This is a genomic window from Pseudomonas sp. SHLD1 (assembly GCF_028640935.1).
GTDB lineage: Bacteria > Pseudomonadota > Gammaproteobacteria > Pseudomonadales > Pseudomonadaceae > Chryseomonas > Chryseomonas aestiva.
In genome coordinates this window covers 207,530-229,938 of sequence record NZ_JAQZAD010000032.1, presented here as the reverse complement: position 1 = coordinate 229,938, position 22,409 = coordinate 207,530, and the positions used below count along the sequence as shown (strand labels likewise).

Below are 22,409 nucleotides of genomic sequence, written 5' to 3'. Positions count from 1 at the left end.
CTGGAGGCGCGATGCTGACCATCACCGATTTGCACAAGAGTTATCCGACGCCCCAGGGGCCGCTGCCGGTCCTGCGCGGCGTGGACCTCAGCCTGGCGCGGGGCGCGAGTCTGGCGCTCATGGGCGAATCCGGCAGTGGCAAGAGCACCCTGCTGCACCTGGTCGCCGGTCTCGACCGGCCTGACCGAGGCGATATCCAGGCCGCGGGCCGGGCACTCGCCAGTCTCAACGAGCGCGCTCTGGCCGCCTGGCGTCGCGAGGGCATCGGGCTGATCTTCCAGCAATTCAATCTGATCGCCAGTCTGACGGTGGCCGACAATCTCGCTTTCCAGGCGCGACTGGCCGGGCGCCATGATCCGCGCTGGCAAGCCGAGCTGGCCGAACGCCTGGGCCTGATCGCCCTGCTGGAACGCTATCCGGAACAGCTGTCCGGTGGCCAGCAGCAACGCGTGGCCCTCGGCCGGGCGCTCGCCTCCCGGCCACCCCTGCTGCTCGCCGATGAACCCACTGGCAATCTCGACGAAGCCAGCGGGGACCAGGCCCTCGCCCTGTTGCTGGAACTGGTGGCCGAGACCGGCAGCAGCCTGCTGATGGTGACCCACAGCGCGCGTATCGCCAGTCATCTCGATTGTACCCTGCAACTGGAACGCGGACGTCTCGGCGGCGCGGCCGTGAGCCAGCCATGAGGCTGCTCTACTGGAGTCTGCACAGCCTGGTCAGTCACTGGCGGCGCCATCCGCTGCAACTCGCCGGCCTGGTCGCCGGCCTGTGGCTGGCGACCGCGCTGCTGACCGGCGTGCTGGCGCTCAATGCCCAGGCCCGCCAGAGCTATGCCCAGGCCCGCGCCCTCTTCGGCGCCGACCAGTCGGGTCTTGAAGCCCGCGACGGCAAGCGCTTTCCCCAGTCGCTGTTCGTCGAACTGCGCCGCCAGGGCTGGCCGGTATCGCCCGTCCTGCAGGGGCGCCTGACCCTGGCCGAGCGCGAGGGCGCCCTGCCACTGCTGGGCATCGAACCGGTCAGTCTGCCGAGCGATCGGGGCGTGGCGGCCAGCGCACCGCCCGAGGCCCTGTTCGACTTCCTCAGTCCGACCGGGACCACCTGGATCGCGCCGGAAACGCTGCGTGGATGGCGGCTGCAGGCCGGCGAGGTGCTGCATCGCGCCGATGGCCTGGCGCTGCCACCGTTGCAGCCGCGTCCCGGCCTGGCGCCCGGCACCCTGGTCCTGGACATCGGCCAGGCCCAGCGTCTGCTGGATGCGCCAGACCAGCTCTCCCGGCTGATCCTGCCAAAGACCTTCCAGCGTGCCCTGCCCACCCTGGACGGGGTCAATCTGCAACGGGTGGAGAACGACCAGGGCGCCGAACTGGACCGCCTGACCGACAGCTTCCACCTCAACCTCCTGGCGCTCGGCCTGCTGGCCTTCGCCGTCGGCCTGTTCATCGTCCATGCCGCGACCGGGCTGGCGCTGGAACAGCGCCGGGCCCTGCTGCGGACCCTGCGCGCCTGTGGCCTGTCGGCCGCGACCCTGGTGCTGGCGCTGACCCTGGAGCTGGCGCTGATCGCCCTGGTGGCGGGCGCCCTGGGGGTTGCCAGTGGCTATCTTCTGGCCGCCCTGTTGCTGCCCGATGTGGCGGCCAGCCTGCGCGGCCTCTACGGCGCCGAGATCGCCGGCAGCCTGACCCTGAGTCCAGCCTGGTGGCTCGCCGGCGTCGGCCTCAGCCTCGGGGGTGCCCTGCTGGCCGGTGCCGATGGTCTATGGCGCGCGGCGCGGCTACCGCTGCTGGCCCTGGCCCAGGGCGAGGCCTGGCGCGCCGCCCATGGCCGCTGGCTGCGTCGCCAGGCGCTGGGTGCCCTGCTGGTGGGCCTGGCGGCGCTGGTCCTCTGGCTGGGCGGCAACAGCCTGGCCAGCGGCCTGGCCCTGCTTGGTTGCCTGCTGCTGGCTGCCGCGCTGGCGTTGCCGCCGGTGCTGAGCGCCTTGCTGGATCTCTTGCTGAAGCGGGCAAGGCGGCCGCTTTCGCGCTGGTTTCTGGCCGACGCCCGGCAGCAGTTGCCCGGACTGTCCCAGGCGCTGATGGCGTTGTTGCTGGCCCTGGCGGCCAATGTCGGCGCCGGCAGCATGACCGAGGGTTTTCGCCGCACCTTCGATGGCTGGCTCGACCAGCGCCTGGCCGCCGAACTCTATCTGCGCCCGCAGGACGCCGCCCAGGCGGCGACCCTGCTCGACTGGCTGCCCCGACAGCCCAGCGTACGCGCGGTACTGCCGGTGTACGAACAGGAGACAGGGATTCAAGGCCAGCCGTCCACCCTGAGCGGTATCCTCGACGCCGATCTCTATCGGCGACACTGGCCGCTGCTCGATGCCGGCGACGAGGCCTGGACGCCGTTCTTCGCCGGTGACGGCCTGATGCTCAGCGAGCAACTGGCCCGCCGCCTGGGGGTGGTCAAGGGCCAACGGGTGGAGCTGCAGGGTAGCCAGGGTCGCTGGTCCGCCCCGGTGCTCGCCACCTATGCCGACTATGGCAATCCGCGCGGCCACCTGCTGCTGCCCCAGGCCCGGCTGCGGGCGCTGTGGCCGGATGCCGCCCTGGTGCGTATCGTCGTCCGCATGGCGCCGGCGCAGGTGGAGGCCCTGCGCAGCCAGCTGCAGCAGCGCTTCGGGCTGGACGCCAGTCACTCCATCGACCAGGGTCAGCTGCGGCGCTATGCCGACCAGGTCTTCGAGCGCACCTTCAGCGCCACTGCGGCGCTCAATGCCCTGACCCTGGCGGTGGCCGGTCTCGCCCTGTTCATCGCCCTGCTCGGCCAGGCGCAACGCCGTCTCGGCCAGTTCGCGCCGCTCTGGGCGCTGGGCATCGAGCGTCCTCGGCTGATCCTGCTCAGTCTGGGCCAGTTGCTGGGACTCGCCCTGCTGACCTTGGCGCTGGCCATCCCGTTGGGCATCCTGCTCGCCTGGTGCCTGGTGGCGGTGGTGAATGTCCAGGCTTTCGGCTGGCGATTGCCACTGCAGGTCTTTCCGCGCCAGTTGCTGGCGCTCTCCGCCATTGCCCTGCTGGCGACCCTGCTGGCGGCCGCCTGGCCCCTGCTTCGGCTGCAGCGCAGTCAACCACTGGATCTGCTGCGAGAACTCGGTAATGAACGCTAAGGTCCTGCTGGTCGCATTCCTGCTGCTCACCGGTTGCGACGAGCAGCCGCCGTCCGCGGGCTTCGCCGGCCTCGGCCAGGGCAGCGAGAACTTCGCCGCGGTGGTGCCGGGCAAGGTCTTCAGCTTTCCGGCCGATCACGGCGCCCACCCGGATTTCCGCATCGAATGGTGGTACGTCACCGCCAATCTCAGCGATGCCCAGGGCCATCAATACGGCGTGCAATGGACGCTGTTCCGCAGTGCCCTGCGCCCCGGCGCCGACCAGCCCGGCTGGAGCAACGGCAACCTCTGGCTGGGCCATGCCGGTCTTACCAGCGAAACTCGCCAGTTCTCCGCCCAGACCCAGGGCCGCGGCGGCATCGGCCAGGCCGGGGTGACCGCCGCACCCTTTTCCGCCTGGATCGACGACTGGCGGCTGAGCGGAGACCTGAGCGGACGTGCCGAGGTTCAGGCCCAGGGTCCGGGCTTCGCCTATCGGCTGGAACTCGCCGCCACCGGTCCGCTGGTGCTCCAGGGCGAAGGCGGGGTGAGTCGCAAATCCGCCAGCGGCCAGGCGTCCTACTACTACAGCCAGCCCTTCTTCCAGGCCGAAGGCGAGCTGCAGATCGAAGGCCGGCGCGTGCCGGTCAAGGGCCTGGCCTGGCTGGACCGCGAATGGAGCAGCCAGCACCTGGCCGCGGACCAGCTCGGCTGGGACTGGTTTTCCCTGCATCTGGACGACGGTCGCCAACTGATGCTCTATCGCCTGCGCCAGGCCGACGGCCAGCACTATCTGTTCGGCAACCTGATCAGCGCCGACGGCCACAACCAGCCCCTGCAACCCGGCGATATCCGCCTGGCACCGGAGTCCACCCACAGCGTCGCCGGACGCGAGGTGCCGGTACGCTGGTCCATCGCCCTGCCGGGGCGGCAGCTCGATCTGCATATCGCGGCGGTCAACCCCGATGCCTGGATGGCCCTGGGCACGCCCTACTGGGAAGGTCCGGTCAGGGTGGAGGGCAGCGCCAAGGGGGTGGGCTATCTGGAAATGACGGGGTACTGATAAAAGCTGCGAAACGCGCCCTGACCGCATCTCGCATCGGAACTCCCACCCCTGCTCCCGCCTCGAATCCTTACCTACCCCTGCCGTCGCGCAGGGCTCGTTAGCGTGATAACCGAGGTGTGTCGATGAATGTCAAAGAGCTGAATCAGCAGGTCAAGGCCGGCGCGGTCAAGGAAGTCAATCTGTTGTCCATGGAAGGCGGCTCCTACGTCATCCATGCCCTGGTGGAAGGCACCTCGGTACCGGTCGCCGACGACAAGGGCGCGACCCTGCACGTGGCCTCAGTGGAAGAAGCCCGGCGTATCCTCGACGACGTCAAGGAGGTGCGCCTGTTCATCGCCCAGCCAGCGGTCTATGAAGAGATGGTCGGCCAGCCGGTGAGCCAGACCGACTCCCGCGAAGAGATCCCGCTGCGCTCGAAGATCGAGAATCGCTGAGCCGCACTCCTCTGCCGTCGCCGGCTGCCGACGGCGACGCCTCCCCGTCATGACAAAGACCTCCCCGACCGGCGTCATTCCCTAGCGATCTGGCCATGCCACGTACCCGTCCAGGGCCTATTGTTATATTATAACAATTTTACGCTCGCTTGAGGATAACGCCATGTCCGTTGCCAGTCCTGCCCATGCGCCTGCCCGCTCCAACGAAGAGATCGCCTGCCTCGCCGGGGCCAAGGCTGCGCTGCACACCTGGGCGGCGACCGTCGCCACCCGCGATGTGGAAGCGATTCTTGCGCTCTATGCGCCCGACGCCATCCTGGTGCCGACGCTTTCCAACGAGGTGCGGGACAGCGAGGACAGCCGGCGCGAATATTTCCGCAATTTCCTCGCCAACGAGGGGCTGGTGTGCGACGTGGAGATCTTCAAGAAGAGGGTCAGCAGCAAACTCAGCACCGTGGTGGTCGGCGGCCTCTATGTCTTCCACTATCGCGATGGCGAGCAGGTCATCAGTGTGCCCGCACGCTTTCTCTTCACCTTCGAGCAGATCGACGGCCGCTGGCTGATCACCGGCCACCATTCCTCCCGAGAGGCCTGATCCAGAGCGGTTGCATTTTGTAAAACTGCAATCCTTGCCGAATGTGCGCGAGTTCGAAATCCTGTCCTGGTGACCCGGGCCCCTCTGACGGTATGTGCCGCCATGTCGAGTCATAGTCTTGAAACTTGACTAAGGAGGGGCTCATGAACGCCCTGCATGCATTCTTCTTCGCCGACTTCCTCGGCACCGCCACCTGGATGTGGCTGACCTTCTTCGCCGTCGTCATCGCCCTGCTGGCCTTCGATCTGGGTGTCCTCCACAAGGAGAACAAGCCCATCGAGGTCAAGGAGAGCCTGCTGCTGTCCGCCGGCTACATCACCGCGGGCCTGCTGTTCGCCCTCTTCGTCTGGCAGCTCAAGGGCGCCGACGCCAGTCTCGACTACGTTACCGGCTTCCTGATCGAGAAGTCGCTGTCCATGGATAACGTCTTCCTCATGGCGGTGATCTTCGGCTTCTTCGCCATCCCGCGGGAATACCAGCACCGGGTGCTGTTCTGGGGCATTCTCGGGGTGATCGTGCTGCGCGCCATCATGATCGGCCTGGGCGCCGCCCTGATCCACCAGTTCGACTGGATCCTCTATGTCTTTGGCGCCTTCCTGGTGATCACCGGGGTCAAGATGCTGTTCGCCAAGGTGGACGAAGAGCCCAAGCTCGACGACAACTTCTTCATCAAATTCCTGCGCAAGAAGCTGCGGGTGACCGACGAGCTGCACGGCCAGCATTTCTTCGTGCGCCAGCCCGATGCCAGCGGCAAGACGGTGCTCTGGGTGACGCCGATGTTCCTGGCGCTGATCGTGATCGAGTGCGCCGACCTGGTGTTCGCGGTGGACAGCGTGCCGGCGATCTTCGCCATCACCCAGGATCCCTTCATCGTCTACACCTCCAACGTCTTCGCCATCCTCGGCCTGCGCGCCCTGTACTTCGCCCTGGCGGCGATGATCCATCGCTTCGCCTATCTCAAGTACGCCCTGGCGCTGGTACTGGTGTTCATCGGCTGCAAGATCTTCCTGGTGGGCATCATCGGCAAGATCCCCCCGGCGATCTCCCTGAGCGTGACCCTGGGCCTGCTGGCCGGTGGCGTGCTGGTGTCGCTGTACAAGACCCGCAGCGAGGCCAAGCCCACCGCTGTGGGTCATGAACCGCGCGACTCCCTGAACAGGCCTTCGTGAAGGAGCGGACGACCATAACTACCAGAGCCATCCTCGGACTCGCCGGCATCCTCCTGCTACTCGGTCTCGGCGGTTGCGACAGTGCCGAGAAGGCGGCGGACAGCTTCGCCGCCAAGGTGGAAGAAGCCGCCCGTGAACAGGCGCGGGAAACCCTCGGCGGCACCCTCGACGAGCTGAACAGGAAGGTCGACGAGGCCCAAAATCAGGGCCGCGCCTGGCTGGATCAGCACCGGCCGAAGCAGGAGACGGAAGAGGCAGCACCGCCCAAGGCCAACCGGCCGGTGGAGGGCGTCGAAGCCTGAGCCTTCAGCCATGCCCGCAGGTTGGGTTGAGACGGCTCCCTCGTCGAAGCCCAACAGGGGCCGCACCGACGCGAGGCCTGTTGGGCTTCGCTGACGCTTAACCAACCTACGAGAGGTCATCCAGAGGCGAGGATCGTAGGTTGGGTTGAGACGGCTCCCTCGTCGAAGCCCAACAGGAGCCGCACCGACGCTAGGCTGTTGGGCTTCGCTGACGCTCAACCCAACCTACGACGGGTCATCCAGCGGATGATCGTAGGTTGGGCTGAGACAGCTCCCTCGTCGAAGCCCAACAGGGGCCGCACCGACGCGAGGCCTGTTGGGCTTCGCTGACGCTCAACCCAACCTACGACAGGTCATCCAGAGGCGAGGATCTTAGGTTGGGTTGAGACGGCTCCATTGTCGAAGCCCAACAGGCCCGTACCAGGGCGGAAGGTATTGGGCTGAGGCTCAGAATACCGCCAGGATCTCCTGCCGGTGCATCTTGCCTTCCACGGTCACCGCTACCTCATCGCCCTCCTCCCGCCCGAGCAATGCCTGACCCAGGGGTGCGCGGGGCGAGATCACCAGGACATCGTGGCCATCCAGCCTGACCTTGAGTCCCGCCGCATCCGGACCGAGGAACAGCCAGCGACTGGCCGTCGCGGTGGTCAGCTCGATCAGGGCGCCGACGCGAATGCCGTCGCTCATGGCCACGGGTGTCAGCGCCCGGTAGGCGGCCAGGGCCAGCTCGATCTCGTGCAGACGGCGGCGTTGACCATCGGCCAGGTAGGCCGCTTCCAGACCGCGGGTGTCGTACTTGTTCTCGGCCTTGCTTTCGCTGTGGGTGGCCGCCTCGTGGCTGGCCGCCAGCTGCTGGCTGATGACGTCACGGTCGGCTTCCAGGGCCTGAAGAATGAGGGGAAGCAGTCGAGCTTTATCCATGAAACGGTCGCCGGGGCAAAGGGTGCGAGCCGAAGCTCGGTACGAAAAGTCGCCGAGCGACGGTCAGGCGAGGCCTAGGCGGCCCCACGAAAAAAGCTGAGGAAGCGGACCGGGCTCGCGACCGAGTTTACGAGAGGTAAATGATCATTCCGACCGGGCTGGCGATCCAGGCCTTTTTCAACGAAGCGTCACCGAGCGCAGGCATTTTTCGCAACGAGCCTAAGGCCTAACGCCGCGTCCCGCCAGCACCCCGGTGCGCCTGTCCGCCCACCAGAACCCGCGCGCGGGCCGCCGGTCAGTACAAGGCACGATGTAACAGGACATAACAGATGCACACCCGTACCGGACTCACCCTTCTGGCCCGCGGCGGCTATGCCGCCCGCGGTCTCGTCTACCTCATCATCGGCGTCCTGGCGCTGCTGGCCGCTCGCGGCTCCGGCCAACCGGCGGACAGCCACGACAGCCTGGAGGCCCTGCTCGCCCAGCCCTTCGGGCATTTCCTGGTCGGCCTGGTGGTGGTCGGACTGGTCGCCTTCGCCGCCTGGCGCATCCTCCAGGCTATCCGCGATGTCGACGATCATGGCAGCAAGCCCAAGGGGCTGGTGATCCGCGCCGGCCTGCTGGTGGGCGGCATCACCTACGGCGCCCTGGCCTTCTTCGCCCTGGGCCTGCTTATCAGCGGTCTGCGCCAGAGCGGTAGCTCAGGTGGGGAAACCAACGACCTGCTGCAGACGATCCTCGGCTGGCGCTATTCCAATCTGCTGGTCTACGTCGCCGCACTGATCCCCCTGGGCGTAGGCCTCGCCCATTTCGTGAAAGGCTGGAAGGCCAGCTTCGAGCGTTATCTGGAAGCCAGTCCGGAACAGCTGCGCCTGATCCGGCCCATCGGTCGCTTCGGCCTGATCGCTCGGGGCGTGGCGTTCGTCGAGATTGCCGTCCTGCTGGTAGTCAGCGGCTCGCGCTACCAGGCGCTGCACCCGCCGGGCATGAAGGACGCCCTGAACGGCCTGCAGAATCTGCCCTTCGGCGGACTGGTCCTGTCGGTGGTAGGTCTGGGCCTGATCGCCTTTGCCCTCTACAGCTTCGCGGAAGCCTGGTGGCGGCGCATCGAGATGGACCTGCCGGATGTGGGCGGATCGCTGCGCCAGGTGCTGCCGCGCTAGACCCGCGCCGGACGTTCGTACAGCGCGCGCCAGTGGCTGGGTGGCTGCCCGTCCGGACCACGTAGTAATCGTCCGGACGGGGATCGAAAGACGGTTGGCGAGCGCCAGTCCACACCGGGAGACGCTCAGCCGCGCCCAGCGGCAACATCTCATTGCCGACTAGACAGCGCGGCCCAGCGGTTTACGGACGGTCGCTCGAATATCTTCCAGGCGGCGCCGCCGATGGATGGCCAGCTAGGCCTCCACCAGACTCCACTGCTTGTTCAGCCGCTTGTCCGACACCGGCATGCGCGTGCCCAGCTGCTGGGCCCAGAGCGATACCCGATACTCTTCCAGCATCCAGCGATAGAGCTCCAGGTTGGCGTCGCGCTTGCCCTCCTGGCCATGCTTGGCAGCGCGAGCGCGGTACTGCTCCCAGAGTCCGGCCAGCTCGCCACTCCAGACGCGATCGCGCTGTACCTGGCCGCCGAGCTTGTCGAAACGCTGCTCGATGGCCTTGAGGTAGCGCGGGTATTCCTTAAGCCATTCCAGCGGCGTGTCGCGGACGAAACCGGGATAGACCAGGCTGGCCAGTTGCGCCTTGATATCGTTCAAGGCCACCGCCTGGGCCAGGTCGATGCGGCCCTTGAATTTCTTCTGCAGGCCATGCCAGAGCTTGAGGATCTCCAGGGTCAGGCGCGCGATCCGTTCGGCCTGCTCGGTCCAGCCCGCCTTGCGCCGTTCGGCCAGCGAGGCCAGGCCGGCGCCATCGCGCGGCAGCTCGGCATCATCGGCGAGGATGGCCGCATCCAGGCTGGCCAGCAGGATGTCTTCCACCAGGGCTTCCGGTCGTCCCAGTTCGCGGTGCAGCAGGCCCAGCTCGGTGAGCCCCGGCAACTTGCCGCGCAGGAACTTGGCCTGTTCCGCCAGTTGCTGCAGCAGCAATCGCTGCAGCGCGCGGCGGTGCTGGTAACGGGCTTCGGCCTGGGTGGCGAAGCGGCCTTCGCGCACCGTGCCCTGCTCATCCACCAGGGCCGGATAGACCGTCATCGACAGCCCCGCCACCTGCTGCTGGGTCTTGGCCGCCACCTCGGCGAAGGCCCTGGCCTCCACCGGACGCTGCTCCTGGCGCTTCTGCGTCGGCAGCGCCAGGGCCGCCTGGCTTTCCTGGGCGAAGCGCGCAGTCACCTCGGCGAGGTCGCGGCCCTCGCCCAGCGGCTTGCCCTGGGCATCGACCACCTCGAGATTCATGCGCAGGTGCGGATCCAGGCCGGCTTCGGCCTCCGGCCAGGCGTCGTCGGGAATACGGGCGCCGGTCATGCGCTGCAATTCGCGCCCCAGGGCCTCGTGCAACGAGCCCTCGCCGAAGGGGATCTTGTCCAGCGCCGCGCGAACGAAATCCGGCACCGGCACGAAGTTCTTGCGCAGCGCCTTGGGCAGGTTGCGCACCAGGGCCACGCAGCGGTCATACAGCAACCCCGGCACCAGCCAATCGAGGCGCTGGGGCGGCAGCTGTGGCAATAGCGGCGCCGGCACCCGCAGGGTGACGCCGTCACGCGGATGAGTCGGATCGAATTCGTAGGACAGCGGCAGGGTCAACTCGCCCAGGCGCAGGGTGTCCGGATACTGGGCAGCCGTGACCTCGCTGGCTTCCCGGGCGAGAACGTCTTCCTCGCGCATGATCAGCAGATCGGGCTGCCTGGCGCTTTCGCGGCGGTACCAGCTGTCGAAGGTGGCGGTCTGGTAGACGTCCGCCGGCAGACGCGCGGCATAGTAGTCGAATAGCGTTTCCTCGTCGGCGAGGATATCGCGGCGGCGGGCCTTGGCTTCCAGTTCGTCCAGTCGCTCCAGCAGCGCCCGGTTGGCGGCCAGGCACTTGGCGCGGCTGTTGATCTCGCCGCGTACCAGGCCTTCGCGGATGAACAGCTCGCGGGCGGCAGGCGGATCGATGGGACCGAAATGCACCGGGCGACGGCCGACCACGATCAGGCCATAGAGGGTGACCTGCTCATAGGCCACCACTTGGCCGCGCTTCTTCTCCCAGTGGGGTTCGAGGTGGGTCTTCTTGACCAGGTGGCCCGCCACCGGCTCGATCCAGTCCGGCTCGATCTTGGCCACCATGCGGGCGAACAGCTTGGTGGTCTCCACCAGCTCCGCGGCCATGATCCAGGTGGGTTTCTTGCGGCCGATGACGCTGCTGGGATGGATCCAGAAGCGCCGCTGGCGCGCCCCCAGGTAATCGCCGTCCTCGCTCTTCTGGCCGATCTGGCTGAGCAGGCCGGCCAGAATGGCCTTGTGCAGCGCCGCGTAACCGCGGGCACGCACCGCCGCCTCGCTGGCCTCGGCCTGTTGCTGGGCCTTGGCGTTGACGTGCTTGTCGGTGGTCGGCGCGGGTTTGTGGGTGCCCTCCGCGGCGGCTGGCGCGGCACTTTCGGCCTTGCGCACCTGGAGCCCCAGTTCGCGGCACAGCAGGGTCAGCTGGCGATGGGCATCGCGCCATTCGCGCAGCCGCAGGTAGTTGAGGAAGTGCTTGCGGCACCAGCTGCGCAGGGCGTTGGAACCCAGCGCCTGGCGCTGCTCTTCGAAGCCGTGCCAGAGATTGACCAGGGCGGCGAAGTCCGAATCCGGGTCCTTCCACTGGGCATGGGCCTGATCGGCCTGGGTCTGGCGATCGGCCGGGCGCTCGCGCGGGTCCTGCACGGACAGGGCGCTGGTGACGATCAGCACCTCGGCGAGACTGCCCTGCTCGGTCGCCTCCAGCAGCATGCGCCCCAGACGCGGATCGACGGGCAGGCGCGCCAGTTGCCGCCCCAGGGGCAGCAGGCTGCCTTCGACATCGACCGCCGAGAGTTCCTGCAACAGGGTGAAGCCGTCCTTGATCGCCTTGCCATCCGGCGGCTCGATGAAGGGGAAATCCTCGATGCGCCCCAGGCGCAGATGCAGCATCTGCAGGATCACCGCCGCCAGATTGGTGCGCAGGATCTCCGGATCGGTAAAGGTCGGTCGACCGAGGAAGTCCTCTTCACTGAAGAGGCGAATGCAGATGCCTGGCTCGACCCGGCCGCAACGCCCCTTGCGCTGGTTGGCGCTGGCCTGGGAGATGGCTTCGATGGGCAGTCGCTGGACCTTGGCACGGTAGCTGTAGCGACTGATGCGCGCCGTACCGCTATCGATCACGTAGCGGATGCCCGGCACGGTCAGCGAGGTCTCGGCGACGTTGGTGGCCAGCACGATCTTGCGCCCGGGACGCGGCTGGAAGATCTTCTGCTGCTCGGCCGGTGTCAGTCGCGCATAGAGCGGCAGCACCTCGGTGAATTTCAGCTGGGCCTTGCGCAGGACCTCGGCGCAGTCGCGGATCTCGCGCTCGCCGGGGAGAAACACCAGCACATCGCCCGGGCGCTGACCGACGCTGCGCTCGTGCGCCTCGATCTCGTCCAGCGCCTGGAGGATGCCCTGGTCCACCGAGAGATCGTCCACCAGCCGTTCGCCGTCTTCATCCACCTCGGCGCTGAGCGGGCGGTACCAGGTCTCCACGGGATAGGTCCGCCCGGACACCTCGACGATGGGGGCACCGTCGAAGTGCCTGGAGAAGCGCTCAAGGTCGATGGTGGCCGAGGTGATGATCAGCTTGAGATCGGGGCGACGCGGCAGCAGGGTCTTGAGAAAGCCCAGCAGGAAGTCGATGTTGAGACTGCGCTCGTGGGCCTCGTCGACGATGATCGTGTCGTAGCGCTCGAGAAAGCGGTCGTGCTGGGTTTCGGCCAGCAGGATGCCATCGGTCATCAGCTTGATCAGGGTGGCATCGGTGCTCTGATCCTCGAACCGCACCTGATAGCCGACCAGTTCGCCCAGCGGCGAACCCAGTTCCTCCGCCACCCGGGCGCCCACGCTGCGCGCCGCCAGGCGGCGCGGCTGGGTGTGGCCGATCAGCCCCTGCACACCCCTGCCCAGTTCCAGACAGATCTTGGGCAGCTGGGTGGTCTTGCCGGAACCGGTCTCGCCGGCGATCACCACCACCTGATGGCCGGCGATGGCGCGCTTGATCTCCTCGCGTTTGGCGGCGATCGGCAGGGCGTCGTCGTAGCGGATGCGCGGCACGCTGGCACGCCGCGCCTCGACCTTGGCGCAGGACGCCTGGAAACGCTCCAGCCACTGGGCTTCGCGGACGGGATCAGGTTGTTTCTGCAGGGCCTGGAGCTGGCGCCGCAGGCGATGGCGATCGGCGTTGAAGGCCTGATCCAGGTTGGCGGCGAGACGGGCAACGGAGGGGGTATCGGTCATGAAACTCTTTCGACGGCGGTCGCTTGGACCGGTAAGTGTAAAAGAGTTGGGGGGTACGGCGGGGCTTTACAAGAACGGCGGGTGGAAAACCGCCGGGTTGCCCGCCCCTGCGCGACGTCTGGTCACGCAGGGGCAACACGGGGTCAGAGGCTGTTCAAAGGCTAGCGAGCTAGAGACAAACAAGGCGAAAGTGGCTGAGGAAGCGGAGTCTACAATCAGTAGATGAGCATTCCGAAGCCACTTTCAACGCCGTTTGGCCGACGCGCAGCAGTCTTTGAGCAGTCTCTCAGCGCTTGGCCTGGACGCTGGCTACGTTCAGCTTGGCCGGCGGCGTGCGCAGGGCCATGTCCAGGGACTGCAGGGCCTTCCAGGCGTCCTGTTGCAGATCGGCGGGGTCGGCGTGATCGAACTTGATCTTTTCGCCAGCGGCCGGCAGTGGCGGACGGGTGCCGTAGATCAGCGCATAGAAGACCGAGGCGGTCAGGTAGGTGCCGGTAAAGGACGGGTGGCTGCCGTCGGGCAGGAACAGCCCGGGCTGCGGCTGATCGGCCAGGGCCTTCTGCCAGGCCTGACCCACCGGGGCCAGCAGTGCGCCGGTCTCCTTGGCCAGGGGGGTGTAGACGCTGTCCAGCTGCGCCTGCATGGTCGGGTTGTTCTGCCGGGCCCAGGTCAGGTAGAGGATCGGCTGGGCGCCGTCCTTGCGCGCCAGGTCGGCGATCAGGCGTACGTACTGACGGGTGAGGTCCGGATTCTTCACCGGCATCATGCTGTGATCCTGGATCACCACGTAGTCGTAGTTGGCCTTGGCCAGCTCGTCCTGCACGTCGTGGCGCTTCCAGTGTTCCTCGAGGCTGGCGCCGCTGAAGGTCACATGCTTGACGTCCAGCGGGCGCGACTGACCGGCCTCGACGGACATTTGACGGACCATCGCCGGCAGATCGTTGACGAAGGTGTAGCTGTTGCCCACGAACAGGACGCGGATGGGTTCACCGGCCTGGACCTGACCGAGCACGCTGGAGCCCAGCAGGAAGAGGCCCAGCACGGTCTGGCGTACGCTAATTCGCATGGTGTGTCCTCAAGGAAAGAGGTCGGAGAGATGACGGCAAAATGCCGCCTGCGGTTTATACCCGAACCTCTTGCGAAAACCATGCTTGGAAGCCAGCGGCACCGCTACCAGTCGACGAGAGGTAGCGACGCAGGGGACGTAGTGGCGTCCTGTTACGCCTTCTTGAGTTCGGCGTCACGCAGTTCGCGACGCAGGATCTTGCCGACGTTGGTGGTCGGCAGGCTGTCGCGGAATTCCACCAGCTTGGGTCGCTTGTAGCCGGTGACGTTGTCGTGCATGTGCTTGAGCACCTGCTCGGTGGTGAGGGACGCACCAGGCTTGGGCACCACGAACACCTTGATCTTCTCCCCCGCCACCTCGTCGGGGATGCCGATGGCGGCGCACTGCAGCACCCCGGGCAGCTGAGAGAGCACCTCTTCCAGCTCGTTGGGATAGACGTTGAAGCCGGACACCAGGATCATGTCCTTCTTGCGATCGACAATGCGCAGATAGCCGTCCGGCTCGATCACCGCGATATCGCCGGTACGCAGCCAGCCCTCGGCATCGAGCACCTCGGCAGTGGCCTCGGGGCGCAGCCAGTAGCCCTTCATGACCTGGGGGCCCTTGACGCACAACTCGCCGGGGGTGTCGAAGCCCTGGGCCACGCCATCGGCATCCACCACCTTGCAGTCGGTGCCCGGCACCGGCATACCGATAGTACCCAGCCGACGACGCTCCAGCGGATTGAAGCTCACCACCGGACTGGTCTCGGTCATGCCGTAGCCTTCGCAGATGCCGCAGCCGGTGACCTCTTCCCAGCGCAGGGCTACGGATTGCTGCAGCGCCATGCCACCGGAGAAGGTCACCTTGAGCTGGGAGAAATCCAGCTGGCGGAAGTCCTCGCTGTTGCACAGGGCGGCGAACAGGGTGTTGAGACCAACGAAGCCGTTGAAGCGCCACTGCCTGAGTTCCTTGACCAGCGCCGGCAGATCGCGCGGATTGGTGATCAGGACGTTGTGGTTGCCCTGGATCAGCATGGCCATGCAGTGAATGGTGAAGGCATAGATGTGGTAGAGCGGCAGCGGCGCGATCATCACCTGGGCGCCGCCGCCCAGGTATTTGGTCATCAGCACCTGGCACTGCAGCATGTTGGCCACCAGATTGCGGTGGGTCAGCATGGCGCCCTTGGCGATGCCGGTGGTGCCGCCGGTGTACTGCAGCACGGCGACGTCTTCCGCCGCCGGGTCGGCGTCGACAAAATCGACGTGCTCGCCCTTGGTCATGGCATCGACGAAGCGGATGGAATGGGGAATGCGATAGGCCGGCACCATCTTCTTGACGTGGCGGACCACGGTATTGACCAGCAGACGCTTGAAGGTCGGCAGCAGGTCGCCGACCTCGGTGATGATGACGTGCCGGATATCGGTCTGCGGCAGCACCTGTTCGGCCAGGTGCGCCATGTTGGCCAGGCAGACCAGGGCCCGGGCACCGGAATCCTTGAACTGGTGCTGCATCTCGCGGGCGGTGTACAGCGGGTTGGTGTTGACCACTACCAGACCGGCGCGCATGGCGCCAAAGACCACCACCGGGTACTGCAGCACGTTGGGCATCTGCACGGCGATGCGATCGCCGGGCTGCAGGTCGGTGTGCTTTTGCAGATAGGCGGCGAACTGGCCGGACAATTCATAGAGTTCGCGGTAGCTCAGCGTGCGACCCAGATTGCTGAACGCCGGGCGCTCGGCGTAGGTCTGGCAGGCCTCGCGGAACACCGCCAGGACGTTGCGATAACGGTCCAGGTCTATGTCTGTCTGGATGCCCTCGGGATATTTGTCACTCCAGAAATTCGGCATCATGCAGCCCGCTCCCGCTCTATGGTTATTGTTCGTTGGCGTGCCGTGATCAGCGCTGAACCGGCCCTGCGAGCCTAGCAGCTTTGCCTAGCCCGCAACAGCATCAATATCCGCCCTGAACGTCACCTAATGACCAAATAGTCACTTATGGTCACTCTCTCCGCCGGCTTTTCCGGGAGGCGATTAGCCTCCGGCGGCGAGGCTGGGTAGAATGCCCGGCTTCGCGGCGTCCGCCGCCCTGTCACAGCTGCCGGAGCGCTTCATGAGCCTGACCGAAAACATCCCTTATGAAGCCCTCGAAATCGGCCAGAAGGTGACCGTGACCCGCACCATCGAGGAGCGCGATGTGCTGCTGTTCGCCGCCGTCTCCGGCGACTGCAACCCGCTGCACTTGGACGCCGATTTCGCCGCCAAGACGCTGTTTCGCGAGCCCATCGCCCACGGCATGCTCAGTGGCGCCCTGATCAGCGCCGCGGTGGCCTGCAACCTGCCGGGACCAGGCACCCTCTATGTCGACCAGACCATGACCTTCGAAAAGCCGGTCAAGCTGGGCGATACCCTGACGGTGGAAATCGAGGTGCTGGAGAAACTGCCGAAGTTTCGCGTGAATCTGGCTACCCGGGTGTTCAACCAGCACGGTGACAAGGTCGTCGACGGCGTCGCCAAGGTGGTCGCGCCGCGCAAGCCGGTGCAGGTGCAACAGGTCGAACTGCCCCCCGTCACCGTCGGCTGAGCCACCCTCTCCGCTTCAACTCAGATCGGCCAGGCCTCGTTGCAGCGGGGCTTGCAGACTGAACTCGCTGAACGCCACTTCCATGCCGCCCCGCTCCGGGGTGCCACAGACCGGGCCGACCCGGTATTCCGCGGCGGCTGGCAGGCTGGCCAGGCGCAGCAGCGGCCAGCGCTGACCGTCGAACGAGGCCTGGACGCGCAGGGTACCCTGGGTCAGGGTGACCCTCAGCCACACCTCCTCGCGCTCACCCAGGGCGGCGCCCACGGCCAGATCCGAGCGTCCCAGGGTCAGGACGCTGAGCAGCTGGGGGGTGTCGTCGAAGTAGCCGATGCCGACGCGCAGCCACTGCCGCTCATCGAGCCGCACCATCAGCCCGGCGTGGTCGCCCTGGTTCTTGCAGCGCGCCGCCACCCGCAGCTGGGCGGTGAAGCCACTGGTGACCCGGGCGCCGAAAAAGTGGCCGCTGTGGCGCTCGGCGCCGTCGTGGGTCTGACGCCAGAAGTCACTGTGACGATCGGTAATGACCCGGAGCCGCTCGGGCTCGGCCAGCCAGGTCTCGGGTTCATTGATCCATTGGCAGATGTCGAACATGGGGCTCTCCTCGCGTGCTCGCGCTTGGAGTCCCGCCTGCCCCGCAAGTTCGTCTAGACCCCACCTTTGAGAATGGCGGCGGCGATCTGGCCGAGGCCGATTTCCTGCTCCACCGCGCCGAGCTTCATGGCTTCCTTGGGCATGCCGTAGACCACGCAGCTGTCCTCGTCCTGGCCAAGGGTACGGCCGCCGACGTCACGCAACTCCTTGAGGCCGCGAGCGCCGTCGTCGCCCATGCCGGTCATGATGATACCGAGGGCATTGCTGCCGGCGGCCCGCGCCACCGAGCGGAACAGTACATCCACCGAGGGGCGATGACGACTCACCGGCGGACCGTCGACCACGTCCACCTGATACTGGGCGCCACTGCGCTTGAGCAGCATGTGGCGACCGCCCGGGGCGATCAGCACCCGCCCCGGCAGGACCCGATCGCCATGCCGGGCTTCGCGCACCTCCAGCTCGCAGAGGCGATCCAGACGCTCGGCGAAGGCGGCGGTGAAGCGCTCGGGCATGTGCTGGACCACCACGATGCCCGGACAGACCCGCGGCAGCGAGGTCAGCACCGCTTCCAGGGCCTGGGTCCCACCGGTGGAGGTACCCAGGGCGACGATGCGCTCGGTGGTGCGCGCCATGGCCGGGCTGCCGCCCGCTGGCAGGATGGCGTCGGCGCTGAGCTTGGGCGTCGGCACCACCGGCACGCCGCGGGGCGCCAGGCGCTTGAGATTGGCCCGGGCGGCGGCCTTGACCGCGCTGGTGAGGTCGTCCGAGGCATCCTTGAGGAACTGCTTGAGATTGGCCTGGGGCTTGGTGACGATGCTGACCGCCCCGGCGGCCATGGCCTGCAGGGTGGTAGCGGCGCCCTTCTCGGTCAGGGTCGAGCAGATCACCACCGGGGTCGGGCGCTCGGCCATGATCTTCTTGAGAAAGGTGATGCCGTCCATGCGCGGCATCTCCACGTCCAGCACGATGACGTCGGGCCACTGCTTGCGCATCTTGTCCTGGGCGAACACCGGGTCGGCGGCGACCCCCAGCACCTCGATGGCCGGATCCTCCGCGAGACTCTGGGCGAGCACCTGCCGCACCACGGCGGAGTCGTCGACGATAAGGACCTTGATCTTGTTCATGGAGTAAGTCTCGTAAGCGGCGGAACGTAGGGTAGCTCCACCTGTTGCATGAGCACCCGGCCGTCGACGAGGTCCAGGGACAGTTTGCGATGGCCGGCGCCGCGGACATGGGTCCGCACCGCGTGGATACCGGCCTGTTTCAGCTGCGCCAGCGCCGCCTCGACGTTGACGTCGCCGATGTTGCGGACGCGCTCGCGCAGGAGCTGGGGAAACATGTTGCCGCCGCCGTAGAGGTGCACCTGGTAACCGGGCAGATCGCCGCCATGGCGGGCGATCGCCCCCAGCAGCAACTGCAGGGATTCGTCGACATAGTGGCCGTCGGCGGGCGCGCCGGGCGCGGCGCGCTGGCGCGTAGGCAACAGCGCATGGGTCATGCCGCCGAGACGGCGCCGCGGGTGCCAGAAGACGAAGGACACGCAGGAGCCCAGGATGGTCCGGATCCGCACCTCGCCCTGGCCGAAATACCATTCGCCTGGACGCAGAAACAGCTCCGGCGCGGCTGCCATGGCTAGAGCGGACGTTGATAGATGGAAGGACTGACCATTTTCAGGGCGTCGGTCACCCCGTTGAGGCTCTCGGAATGACTGACGAAGAAGTAGCCCCCGGGTCGCAGGTGGCGGACCAGACGGGCCACCACCTGGCGCTTGGTGGGCACGTCGAAGTAGATCATCACGTTGCGCAGGAAGATGATGTCGAAGGTGCCCAGCTCCGGCAGAGAATTGTTCAGATTGATCTGGCGGAAGGCGATCCGCGCAGTCAGGCGCGGATCCACCAGAAAGGTGCCGTCGTTGTCGCCCACGCCCTTGAAGCAATAGCGCCGCAACAGCGCCGGCGGGATGTTCTCGGCTTCGGCGAGCGGATACTGGGCGTTGCGCGCCTTGGCCAGCACCCGGGTGCTGAGGTCGGAGGCGACGATCTCCCAGGGCCGCTCGCCCAGCCCTTCGGCCAGGGTCATGGCCAGCGTATAGGGCTCCTCACCCGAGGAGCAGGCGCCGCTCCACAGCCGCAGCGGCTGGCGTCTGTCCCAGTTCGGCAGCACCTGCTCGCGCAGGAAGTCGAAGTGCTTGGGCTCGCGAAAGAAGTAGGTCTCGTTGGTGGTCAGCAGATCGACCGCCATCTGGCATTCCGCCTGGTCGCGCTGGATCAGCTGGAAATAGGCGTCGTAGCTGGGCGTGCCACGCTGGCGCACGCGCTTGGCCAGGCGCCCGCTCACCAGCGGGCGCTTGGCATCGGACATGCTGATGCCGGCGACCCGGAAGATGAAGCTGCGAAACTGGCGGAATTCGCTGTCGGTCAGCGCAGGAAGTTCCATACTCCGCGACTCAGGCAGCCGTCATGGCGGCGAGCTGGGCGAGATCGTCTGCGCCCAGCACCCGATCCATGTCGAGCAGGATGACGAAACCGGCCCCCTGCTTGGCCATGCCGAGCATGAAATCGGTGCGGATCGAGGCGCCGAAGCGCGGCGCCGGCTCGATGCCGTCGGCGGCGATCTCCAGCACCTCGCAGACCGCGTCCACCACGATGCCGAACACCTGGGGCCCGCCGTCGACCTGGATCTCCAGCACCACGATGCAGCTGCGGCGGGAGGTCTCGGTCACCTCGTTGCGAAAGCGCACGCCGAGGTCCATGACTGGCACGGCGGCGCCGCGCAGGTTGATGACGCCACGGATCGCCGGCGGCAGCATGGGCACCGTGGTGACCGCGCCGTATTCGATGATCTCGCGCACGCAGCCGGTGTTCACGCCGTAGAGATCACCGGCGAGCTGAAAGGTCAGAAACTGGCGCAATAGCATCAGGCGTGCTCCTCGAAACGGGCGAAACCGGCCGGCACGCTGCCACGGGGCGCGCGACGGGGCGAGTCGATCAGCGCCGAGGTGCGCTCGGCCAGGCTCGGACCCGAGCGCTTGGGACCGGGACGGGCGACCTGCTGCGCCACCGGCGAACCGCTCAGGGTGAAGTATTCCATCATCTGCTGGAGCTGCTCGGCCTGGCCGCTCATCTCTTCCGCGGTGGCGGCCAGCTCTTCGGACGCCGAGGCGTTCTGCTGGGTGATCTGGCTCAGTTGCAGCATGGCGCCATTGATCTGCTCGACCCCGGCGCTCTGCTCTTCGGAGGCCGCGGTGATTTCCTGCACCAGGTCGGAGGTCTTGTTGATGGAGGGCACCATCTCGCCCAGCAGCGATCCTGCGCGCTCGGCCAGGGCCACGCTGCTCTTGGCCACGGTGCCGATTTCCTGGGCGGCGACCTGGCTGCGCTCGGCCAGCTTGCGCACCTCGGCGGCCACCACGGCGAAGCCCTTGCCGTGCTCGCCGGCGCGGGCGGCCTCGATGGCGGCGTTGAGCGCCAGCAGGTTGGTCTGGTAGGCGATGTCGTCGACGATGCCGATCTTCTCGGCGATGGTCTTCATGGCCACCAGCGTCTCGCGCACGGCCTGGCCGCCCTCGTCCGCCTCCCGCGCGGCCTTGCCGGCCATGCCGTCGGTGACCTTGGCGTTCTCGGTGTTCTGGGCGATGGAAGCCGACATCTGTTCGATGCTGGCGCTGGTTTCCTCGACCGAGGCCGCCTGCTCGGTGCTGGCCTGGCTCATGCTCTGGGCGGTGGCGGAGACCTCTTCCGAGGCGCTGGCCAGGCCATCGGCCGAGCTGCGCACGTCGCTGATGATCTGCGCCAGGGTGGTGGTCATGGTGCGCACGGAGGCCAACATGCTGGTGGTGTCGCCCTCGCGGGTCGCCACCTCGACGCTCAGATCGCCGCGGGCGACGCGCTGCACCACCTCGGCGGCATAGGCCGGCTCGCCACCCAGCTGCCGGATCAGGCTGCGGGCGATCAGGTAGCCGAGCAGGATGGACACGAATACCGCGATGACCCCGATCACTATCATCAGGTTGCGGGCGTCCAGATAAGCGGCGGTGGCTTCTTCACCCGAGGAGACCATGCGCTGGGCCTGATGCTCATTCAGGGCGCTGGCGGCGGCAACGAGTTCGTTGTTGTTGGGCGCGAAGACATTGAGCAGGAAGTCCCGGGCCTGGGTACGATCCGTTTCCAGAAGCCGGAAGAACTCGCCGTACTTGTCCTGCAGGCGCTGACGGCTCTCGACAATGGCATTCAGCTTGCGCTTGCCTTCATCGCTCTGTACTCGACGGCCCAGGTCAGCCAGGATTTCCGCGTTTTCCGCGCGAACCCGCTTGATGTCTTCCAGGGTCTTGGCGCGCGCCTCGACGGTGTCCTGCAGCAGCAGATTACGCATCAGCCGGCCGGAGTCCAGGGTGTTCCGCGACAGGGTATTGGCCAGCACGGTGAGAGGGAAGTTGCGCTGGGACATGGTGTCAGCAGCTTCCTTCATTTTATCCATGTTCAGGATCGCCACGCCGATCGTCAGCAAGAGCATGAAGATGGCAGCCCCGAAGCCGATCGCCAGCTTGGTCGAGACGCGAAGTGTATTCAGCATGGTGGAAGCGCCTCCGGCGCCGGTTAGAACTGCTTCGTTTAAGAGGCGCCGGTTAGCGTCGCCCATGGCAATGCGGGGTCTTTCAGCTGGCGGCCTGGGCCAGGTTCGCCAGCTCCTGTACGTCCAGTACCTGGGCCACGTCGAGCAGGGTCAGGAAGCCGTCTTCGGACTTGACCATGCCGGCGATGAAGTGCGGCGCCAGGCGACTGCCAAAGGCCGGCGCCGGACGGATGTCCGCCGCGGCGATTTCCAGCACCTCGCTCACCGCATCCACCACCACGCCCAGCACCTGGGTGTCTTCGTCGGCGCAGACTTCCAGGATCACGATGCAGGTCCGCGGGCCGACCCGGGTCGGTCGGCCGCCGAAGCGGGCTTCCAGATCCACCACCGGGACCACCGCGCCGCGCAGGTTGATCACGCCGCGAATGCAGGCCGGCATCAGCGGGACCTGGGTCAGCTGGCCGAACTCGATGATCTCGCGCACCGCGAGGGTATCCACCGCATAGGTCTCGCCGTCGACCACGAAGGTCAGGTGCTGATGGCCGAGGTGTTCGTGGGCGATGTCGCCAAGGGTCAGGGCAGTCATG

General features: G+C 66.7%; 20 protein-coding genes. 9 read left to right on the top strand and 11 right to left on the bottom strand.

Features of this window, described 5'->3' with window-relative positions; translation table 11 throughout:
* The first annotated feature begins 11 nt into the window (after window positions 1-11).
* From PVZ77_RS21920 to PVZ77_RS21890, 7 genes are all read left to right on the top strand, one after another.
* On the top strand, window positions 12-686 hold the full coding sequence (locus tag PVZ77_RS21920) for an ABC transporter ATP-binding protein (RefSeq protein ID WP_273809558.1): 675 nt from the start codon (window positions 12-14) through the stop codon (window positions 684-686).
* Window positions 683-3,142: an FtsX-like permease family protein gene (locus tag PVZ77_RS21915; RefSeq protein WP_273809556.1), complete on the top strand. Its 2,460-nt coding sequence runs from the start codon at window positions 683-685 to the stop codon at window positions 3,140-3,142. Before PVZ77_RS21920 ends, PVZ77_RS21915 begins: the two co-directional genes overlap by 4 nt.
* Window positions 3,132-4,184, top strand: coding sequence for a lipocalin-like domain-containing protein (locus PVZ77_RS21910; protein WP_273809554.1), 1,053 nt, complete (start codon window positions 3,132-3,134; stop codon window positions 4,182-4,184). Before PVZ77_RS21915 ends, PVZ77_RS21910 begins: the two co-directional genes overlap by 11 nt.
* Window positions 4,185-4,309: 125 nt before the next feature.
* The gene (locus PVZ77_RS21905) at window positions 4,310-4,621 is read left to right on the top strand and encodes a DUF6482 family protein (RefSeq protein WP_273809553.1); all 312 of its coding nucleotides are present in this window, start codon (window positions 4,310-4,312) and stop codon (window positions 4,619-4,621) included.
* A gap of 163 nt (window positions 4,622-4,784) precedes the next feature.
* Complete coding sequence (locus tag PVZ77_RS21900; protein WP_133859362.1) at window positions 4,785-5,216, top strand: SgcJ/EcaC family oxidoreductase; 432 nt, start codon at window positions 4,785-4,787, stop codon at window positions 5,214-5,216.
* A 143-nt stretch (window positions 5,217-5,359) separates the two neighbouring features.
* Entirely contained in the window at window positions 5,360-6,385 is a 1,026-nt protein-coding gene (locus tag PVZ77_RS21895) for a TerC family protein (protein WP_273809551.1), read from the top strand.
* A complete protein-coding gene (locus tag PVZ77_RS21890) occupies window positions 6,382-6,687 on the top strand; it encodes a hypothetical protein (protein WP_273809549.1) in 306 nt (101 codons plus the stop codon). Before PVZ77_RS21895 ends, PVZ77_RS21890 begins: the two co-directional genes overlap by 4 nt.
* Before the next feature lie 447 nt (window positions 6,688-7,134).
* On the opposite strand, the gene PVZ77_RS21885 is transcribed toward PVZ77_RS21890, so the two are convergent.
* Window positions 7,135-7,608, bottom strand: a complete 474-nt coding sequence (locus PVZ77_RS21885; protein ID WP_273809548.1) for a GreA/GreB family elongation factor — start codon at window positions 7,606-7,608, stop codon at window positions 7,135-7,137.
* A gap of 329 nt (window positions 7,609-7,937) precedes the next feature.
* Between PVZ77_RS21885 and PVZ77_RS21880 the strand changes: the two genes are divergently transcribed.
* Window positions 7,938-8,771: a DUF1206 domain-containing protein gene (locus tag PVZ77_RS21880; RefSeq protein ID WP_273809547.1), complete on the top strand. Its 834-nt coding sequence runs from the start codon at window positions 7,938-7,940 to the stop codon at window positions 8,769-8,771.
* Between the two features lie 234 nt (window positions 8,772-9,005).
* Here the strand turns inward: PVZ77_RS21880 and hrpA are convergent, their stop codons facing one another.
* The 3 genes from hrpA to PVZ77_RS21865 all read right to left on the bottom strand — a co-directional run bounded on the left by hrpA (window position 9,006) and on the right by PVZ77_RS21865 (window position 15,929).
* On the bottom strand, window positions 9,006-13,031 hold the full coding sequence (gene hrpA / locus PVZ77_RS21875; protein ID WP_273809545.1) for an ATP-dependent RNA helicase HrpA: 4,026 nt from the start codon (window positions 13,029-13,031) through the stop codon (window positions 9,006-9,008).
* A gap of 286 nt (window positions 13,032-13,317) precedes the next feature.
* Window positions 13,318-14,097: an SGNH/GDSL hydrolase family protein gene (locus PVZ77_RS21870; RefSeq protein WP_273809543.1), complete on the bottom strand. Its 780-nt coding sequence runs from the start codon at window positions 14,095-14,097 to the stop codon at window positions 13,318-13,320.
* Window positions 14,098-14,249: 152 nt separating this feature from the next.
* Window positions 14,250-15,929, bottom strand: a complete 1,680-nt coding sequence (locus PVZ77_RS21865; RefSeq protein ID WP_273809541.1) for a long-chain fatty acid--CoA ligase — start codon at window positions 15,927-15,929, stop codon at window positions 14,250-14,252.
* Between the two features lie 259 nt (window positions 15,930-16,188).
* Here PVZ77_RS21865 and PVZ77_RS21860 point away from each other — a divergent pair, with 259 nt between their 5' ends.
* On the top strand, window positions 16,189-16,659 hold the full coding sequence (locus PVZ77_RS21860) for a MaoC family dehydratase (RefSeq protein ID WP_273809539.1): 471 nt from the start codon (window positions 16,189-16,191) through the stop codon (window positions 16,657-16,659).
* Between the two features lie 15 nt (window positions 16,660-16,674).
* Here PVZ77_RS21860 and PVZ77_RS21855 read toward each other — a convergent pair whose 3' ends face one another.
* The 7 genes from PVZ77_RS21855 to PVZ77_RS21825 form a co-directional block, all read right to left on the bottom strand.
* Entirely contained in the window at window positions 16,675-17,250 is a 576-nt protein-coding gene (locus tag PVZ77_RS21855) for a DUF1349 domain-containing protein (protein ID WP_273809537.1), read from the bottom strand.
* 53 nt (window positions 17,251-17,303) lie between these two features.
* Window positions 17,304-18,374, bottom strand: coding sequence for a protein-glutamate methylesterase/protein-glutamine glutaminase (locus PVZ77_RS21850; protein ID WP_133859372.1), 1,071 nt, complete (start codon window positions 18,372-18,374; stop codon window positions 17,304-17,306).
* Window positions 18,371-18,880 (bottom strand): chemotaxis protein CheD, encoded by a 510-nt coding sequence (locus PVZ77_RS21845; protein WP_273809535.1) that lies wholly within the window; start codon window positions 18,878-18,880, stop codon window positions 18,371-18,373. Before PVZ77_RS21845 ends, PVZ77_RS21850 begins: the two co-directional genes overlap by 4 nt.
* 2 nt (window positions 18,881-18,882) lie before the next feature.
* Window positions 18,883-19,686, bottom strand: coding sequence for a CheR family methyltransferase (locus PVZ77_RS21840; RefSeq protein WP_158889950.1), 804 nt, complete (start codon window positions 19,684-19,686; stop codon window positions 18,883-18,885).
* 10 nt (window positions 19,687-19,696) lie between these two features.
* Window positions 19,697-20,167, bottom strand: a complete 471-nt coding sequence (locus PVZ77_RS21835) for a chemotaxis protein CheW (protein WP_273809532.1) — start codon at window positions 20,165-20,167, stop codon at window positions 19,697-19,699.
* Entirely contained in the window at window positions 20,167-21,822 is a 1,656-nt protein-coding gene (locus tag PVZ77_RS21830) for a methyl-accepting chemotaxis protein (RefSeq protein ID WP_273809530.1), read from the bottom strand. Before PVZ77_RS21830 ends, PVZ77_RS21835 begins: the two co-directional genes overlap by 1 nt.
* An 82-nt stretch (window positions 21,823-21,904) precedes the next feature.
* Complete coding sequence (locus PVZ77_RS21825) at window positions 21,905-22,408, bottom strand: chemotaxis protein CheW (protein WP_133859377.1); 504 nt, start codon at window positions 22,406-22,408, stop codon at window positions 21,905-21,907.
* Window position 22,409: the final 1 nt, after the last annotated feature.

Coding starts and splice junctions, on each gene's coding strand:
- PVZ77_RS21835 (WP_273809532.1), bottom strand. CDS start 20,167: ATGCTATTGCGCCAGTTTCTGACCTTTCAGCTCGCCGGTGATCTCTAC.
- PVZ77_RS21910 (WP_273809554.1), top strand. CDS start 3,132: ATGAACGCTAAGGTCCTGCTGGTCGCATTCCTGCTGCTCACCGGTTGC.
- PVZ77_RS21855 (WP_273809537.1), bottom strand. CDS start 17,250: ATGTTCGACATCTGCCAATGGATCAATGAACCCGAGACCTGGCTGGCC.
- PVZ77_RS21915 (WP_273809556.1), top strand. CDS start 683: ATGAGGCTGCTCTACTGGAGTCTGCACAGCCTGGTCAGTCACTGGCGG.
- PVZ77_RS21880 (WP_273809547.1), top strand. CDS start 7,938: ATGCACACCCGTACCGGACTCACCCTTCTGGCCCGCGGCGGCTATGCC.
- PVZ77_RS21870 (WP_273809543.1), bottom strand. CDS start 14,097: ATGCGAATTAGCGTACGCCAGACCGTGCTGGGCCTCTTCCTGCTGGGC.
- hrpA (WP_273809545.1), bottom strand. CDS start 13,031: ATGACCGATACCCCCTCCGTTGCCCGTCTCGCCGCCAACCTGGATCAG.
- PVZ77_RS21860 (WP_273809539.1), top strand. CDS start 16,189: ATGAGCCTGACCGAAAACATCCCTTATGAAGCCCTCGAAATCGGCCAG.
- PVZ77_RS21900 (WP_133859362.1), top strand. CDS start 4,785: ATGTCCGTTGCCAGTCCTGCCCATGCGCCTGCCCGCTCCAACGAAGAG.
- PVZ77_RS21895 (WP_273809551.1), top strand. CDS start 5,360: ATGAACGCCCTGCATGCATTCTTCTTCGCCGACTTCCTCGGCACCGCC.
- PVZ77_RS21840 (WP_158889950.1), bottom strand. CDS start 19,686: ATGGAACTTCCTGCGCTGACCGACAGCGAATTCCGCCAGTTTCGCAGC.
- PVZ77_RS21830 (WP_273809530.1), bottom strand. CDS start 21,822: ATGCTGAATACACTTCGCGTCTCGACCAAGCTGGCGATCGGCTTCGGG.
- PVZ77_RS21920 (WP_273809558.1), top strand. CDS start 12: ATGCTGACCATCACCGATTTGCACAAGAGTTATCCGACGCCCCAGGGG.
- PVZ77_RS21865 (WP_273809541.1), bottom strand. CDS start 15,929: ATGATGCCGAATTTCTGGAGTGACAAATATCCCGAGGGCATCCAGACA.
- PVZ77_RS21850 (WP_133859372.1), bottom strand. CDS start 18,374: ATGAACAAGATCAAGGTCCTTATCGTCGACGACTCCGCCGTGGTGCGG.
- PVZ77_RS21905 (WP_273809553.1), top strand. CDS start 4,310: ATGAATGTCAAAGAGCTGAATCAGCAGGTCAAGGCCGGCGCGGTCAAG.
- PVZ77_RS21885 (WP_273809548.1), bottom strand. CDS start 7,608: ATGGATAAAGCTCGACTGCTTCCCCTCATTCTTCAGGCCCTGGAAGCC.
- PVZ77_RS21825 (WP_133859377.1), bottom strand. CDS start 22,408: ATGACTGCCCTGACCCTTGGCGACATCGCCCACGAACACCTCGGCCAT.
- PVZ77_RS21845 (WP_273809535.1), bottom strand. CDS start 18,880: ATGGCAGCCGCGCCGGAGCTGTTTCTGCGTCCAGGCGAATGGTATTTC.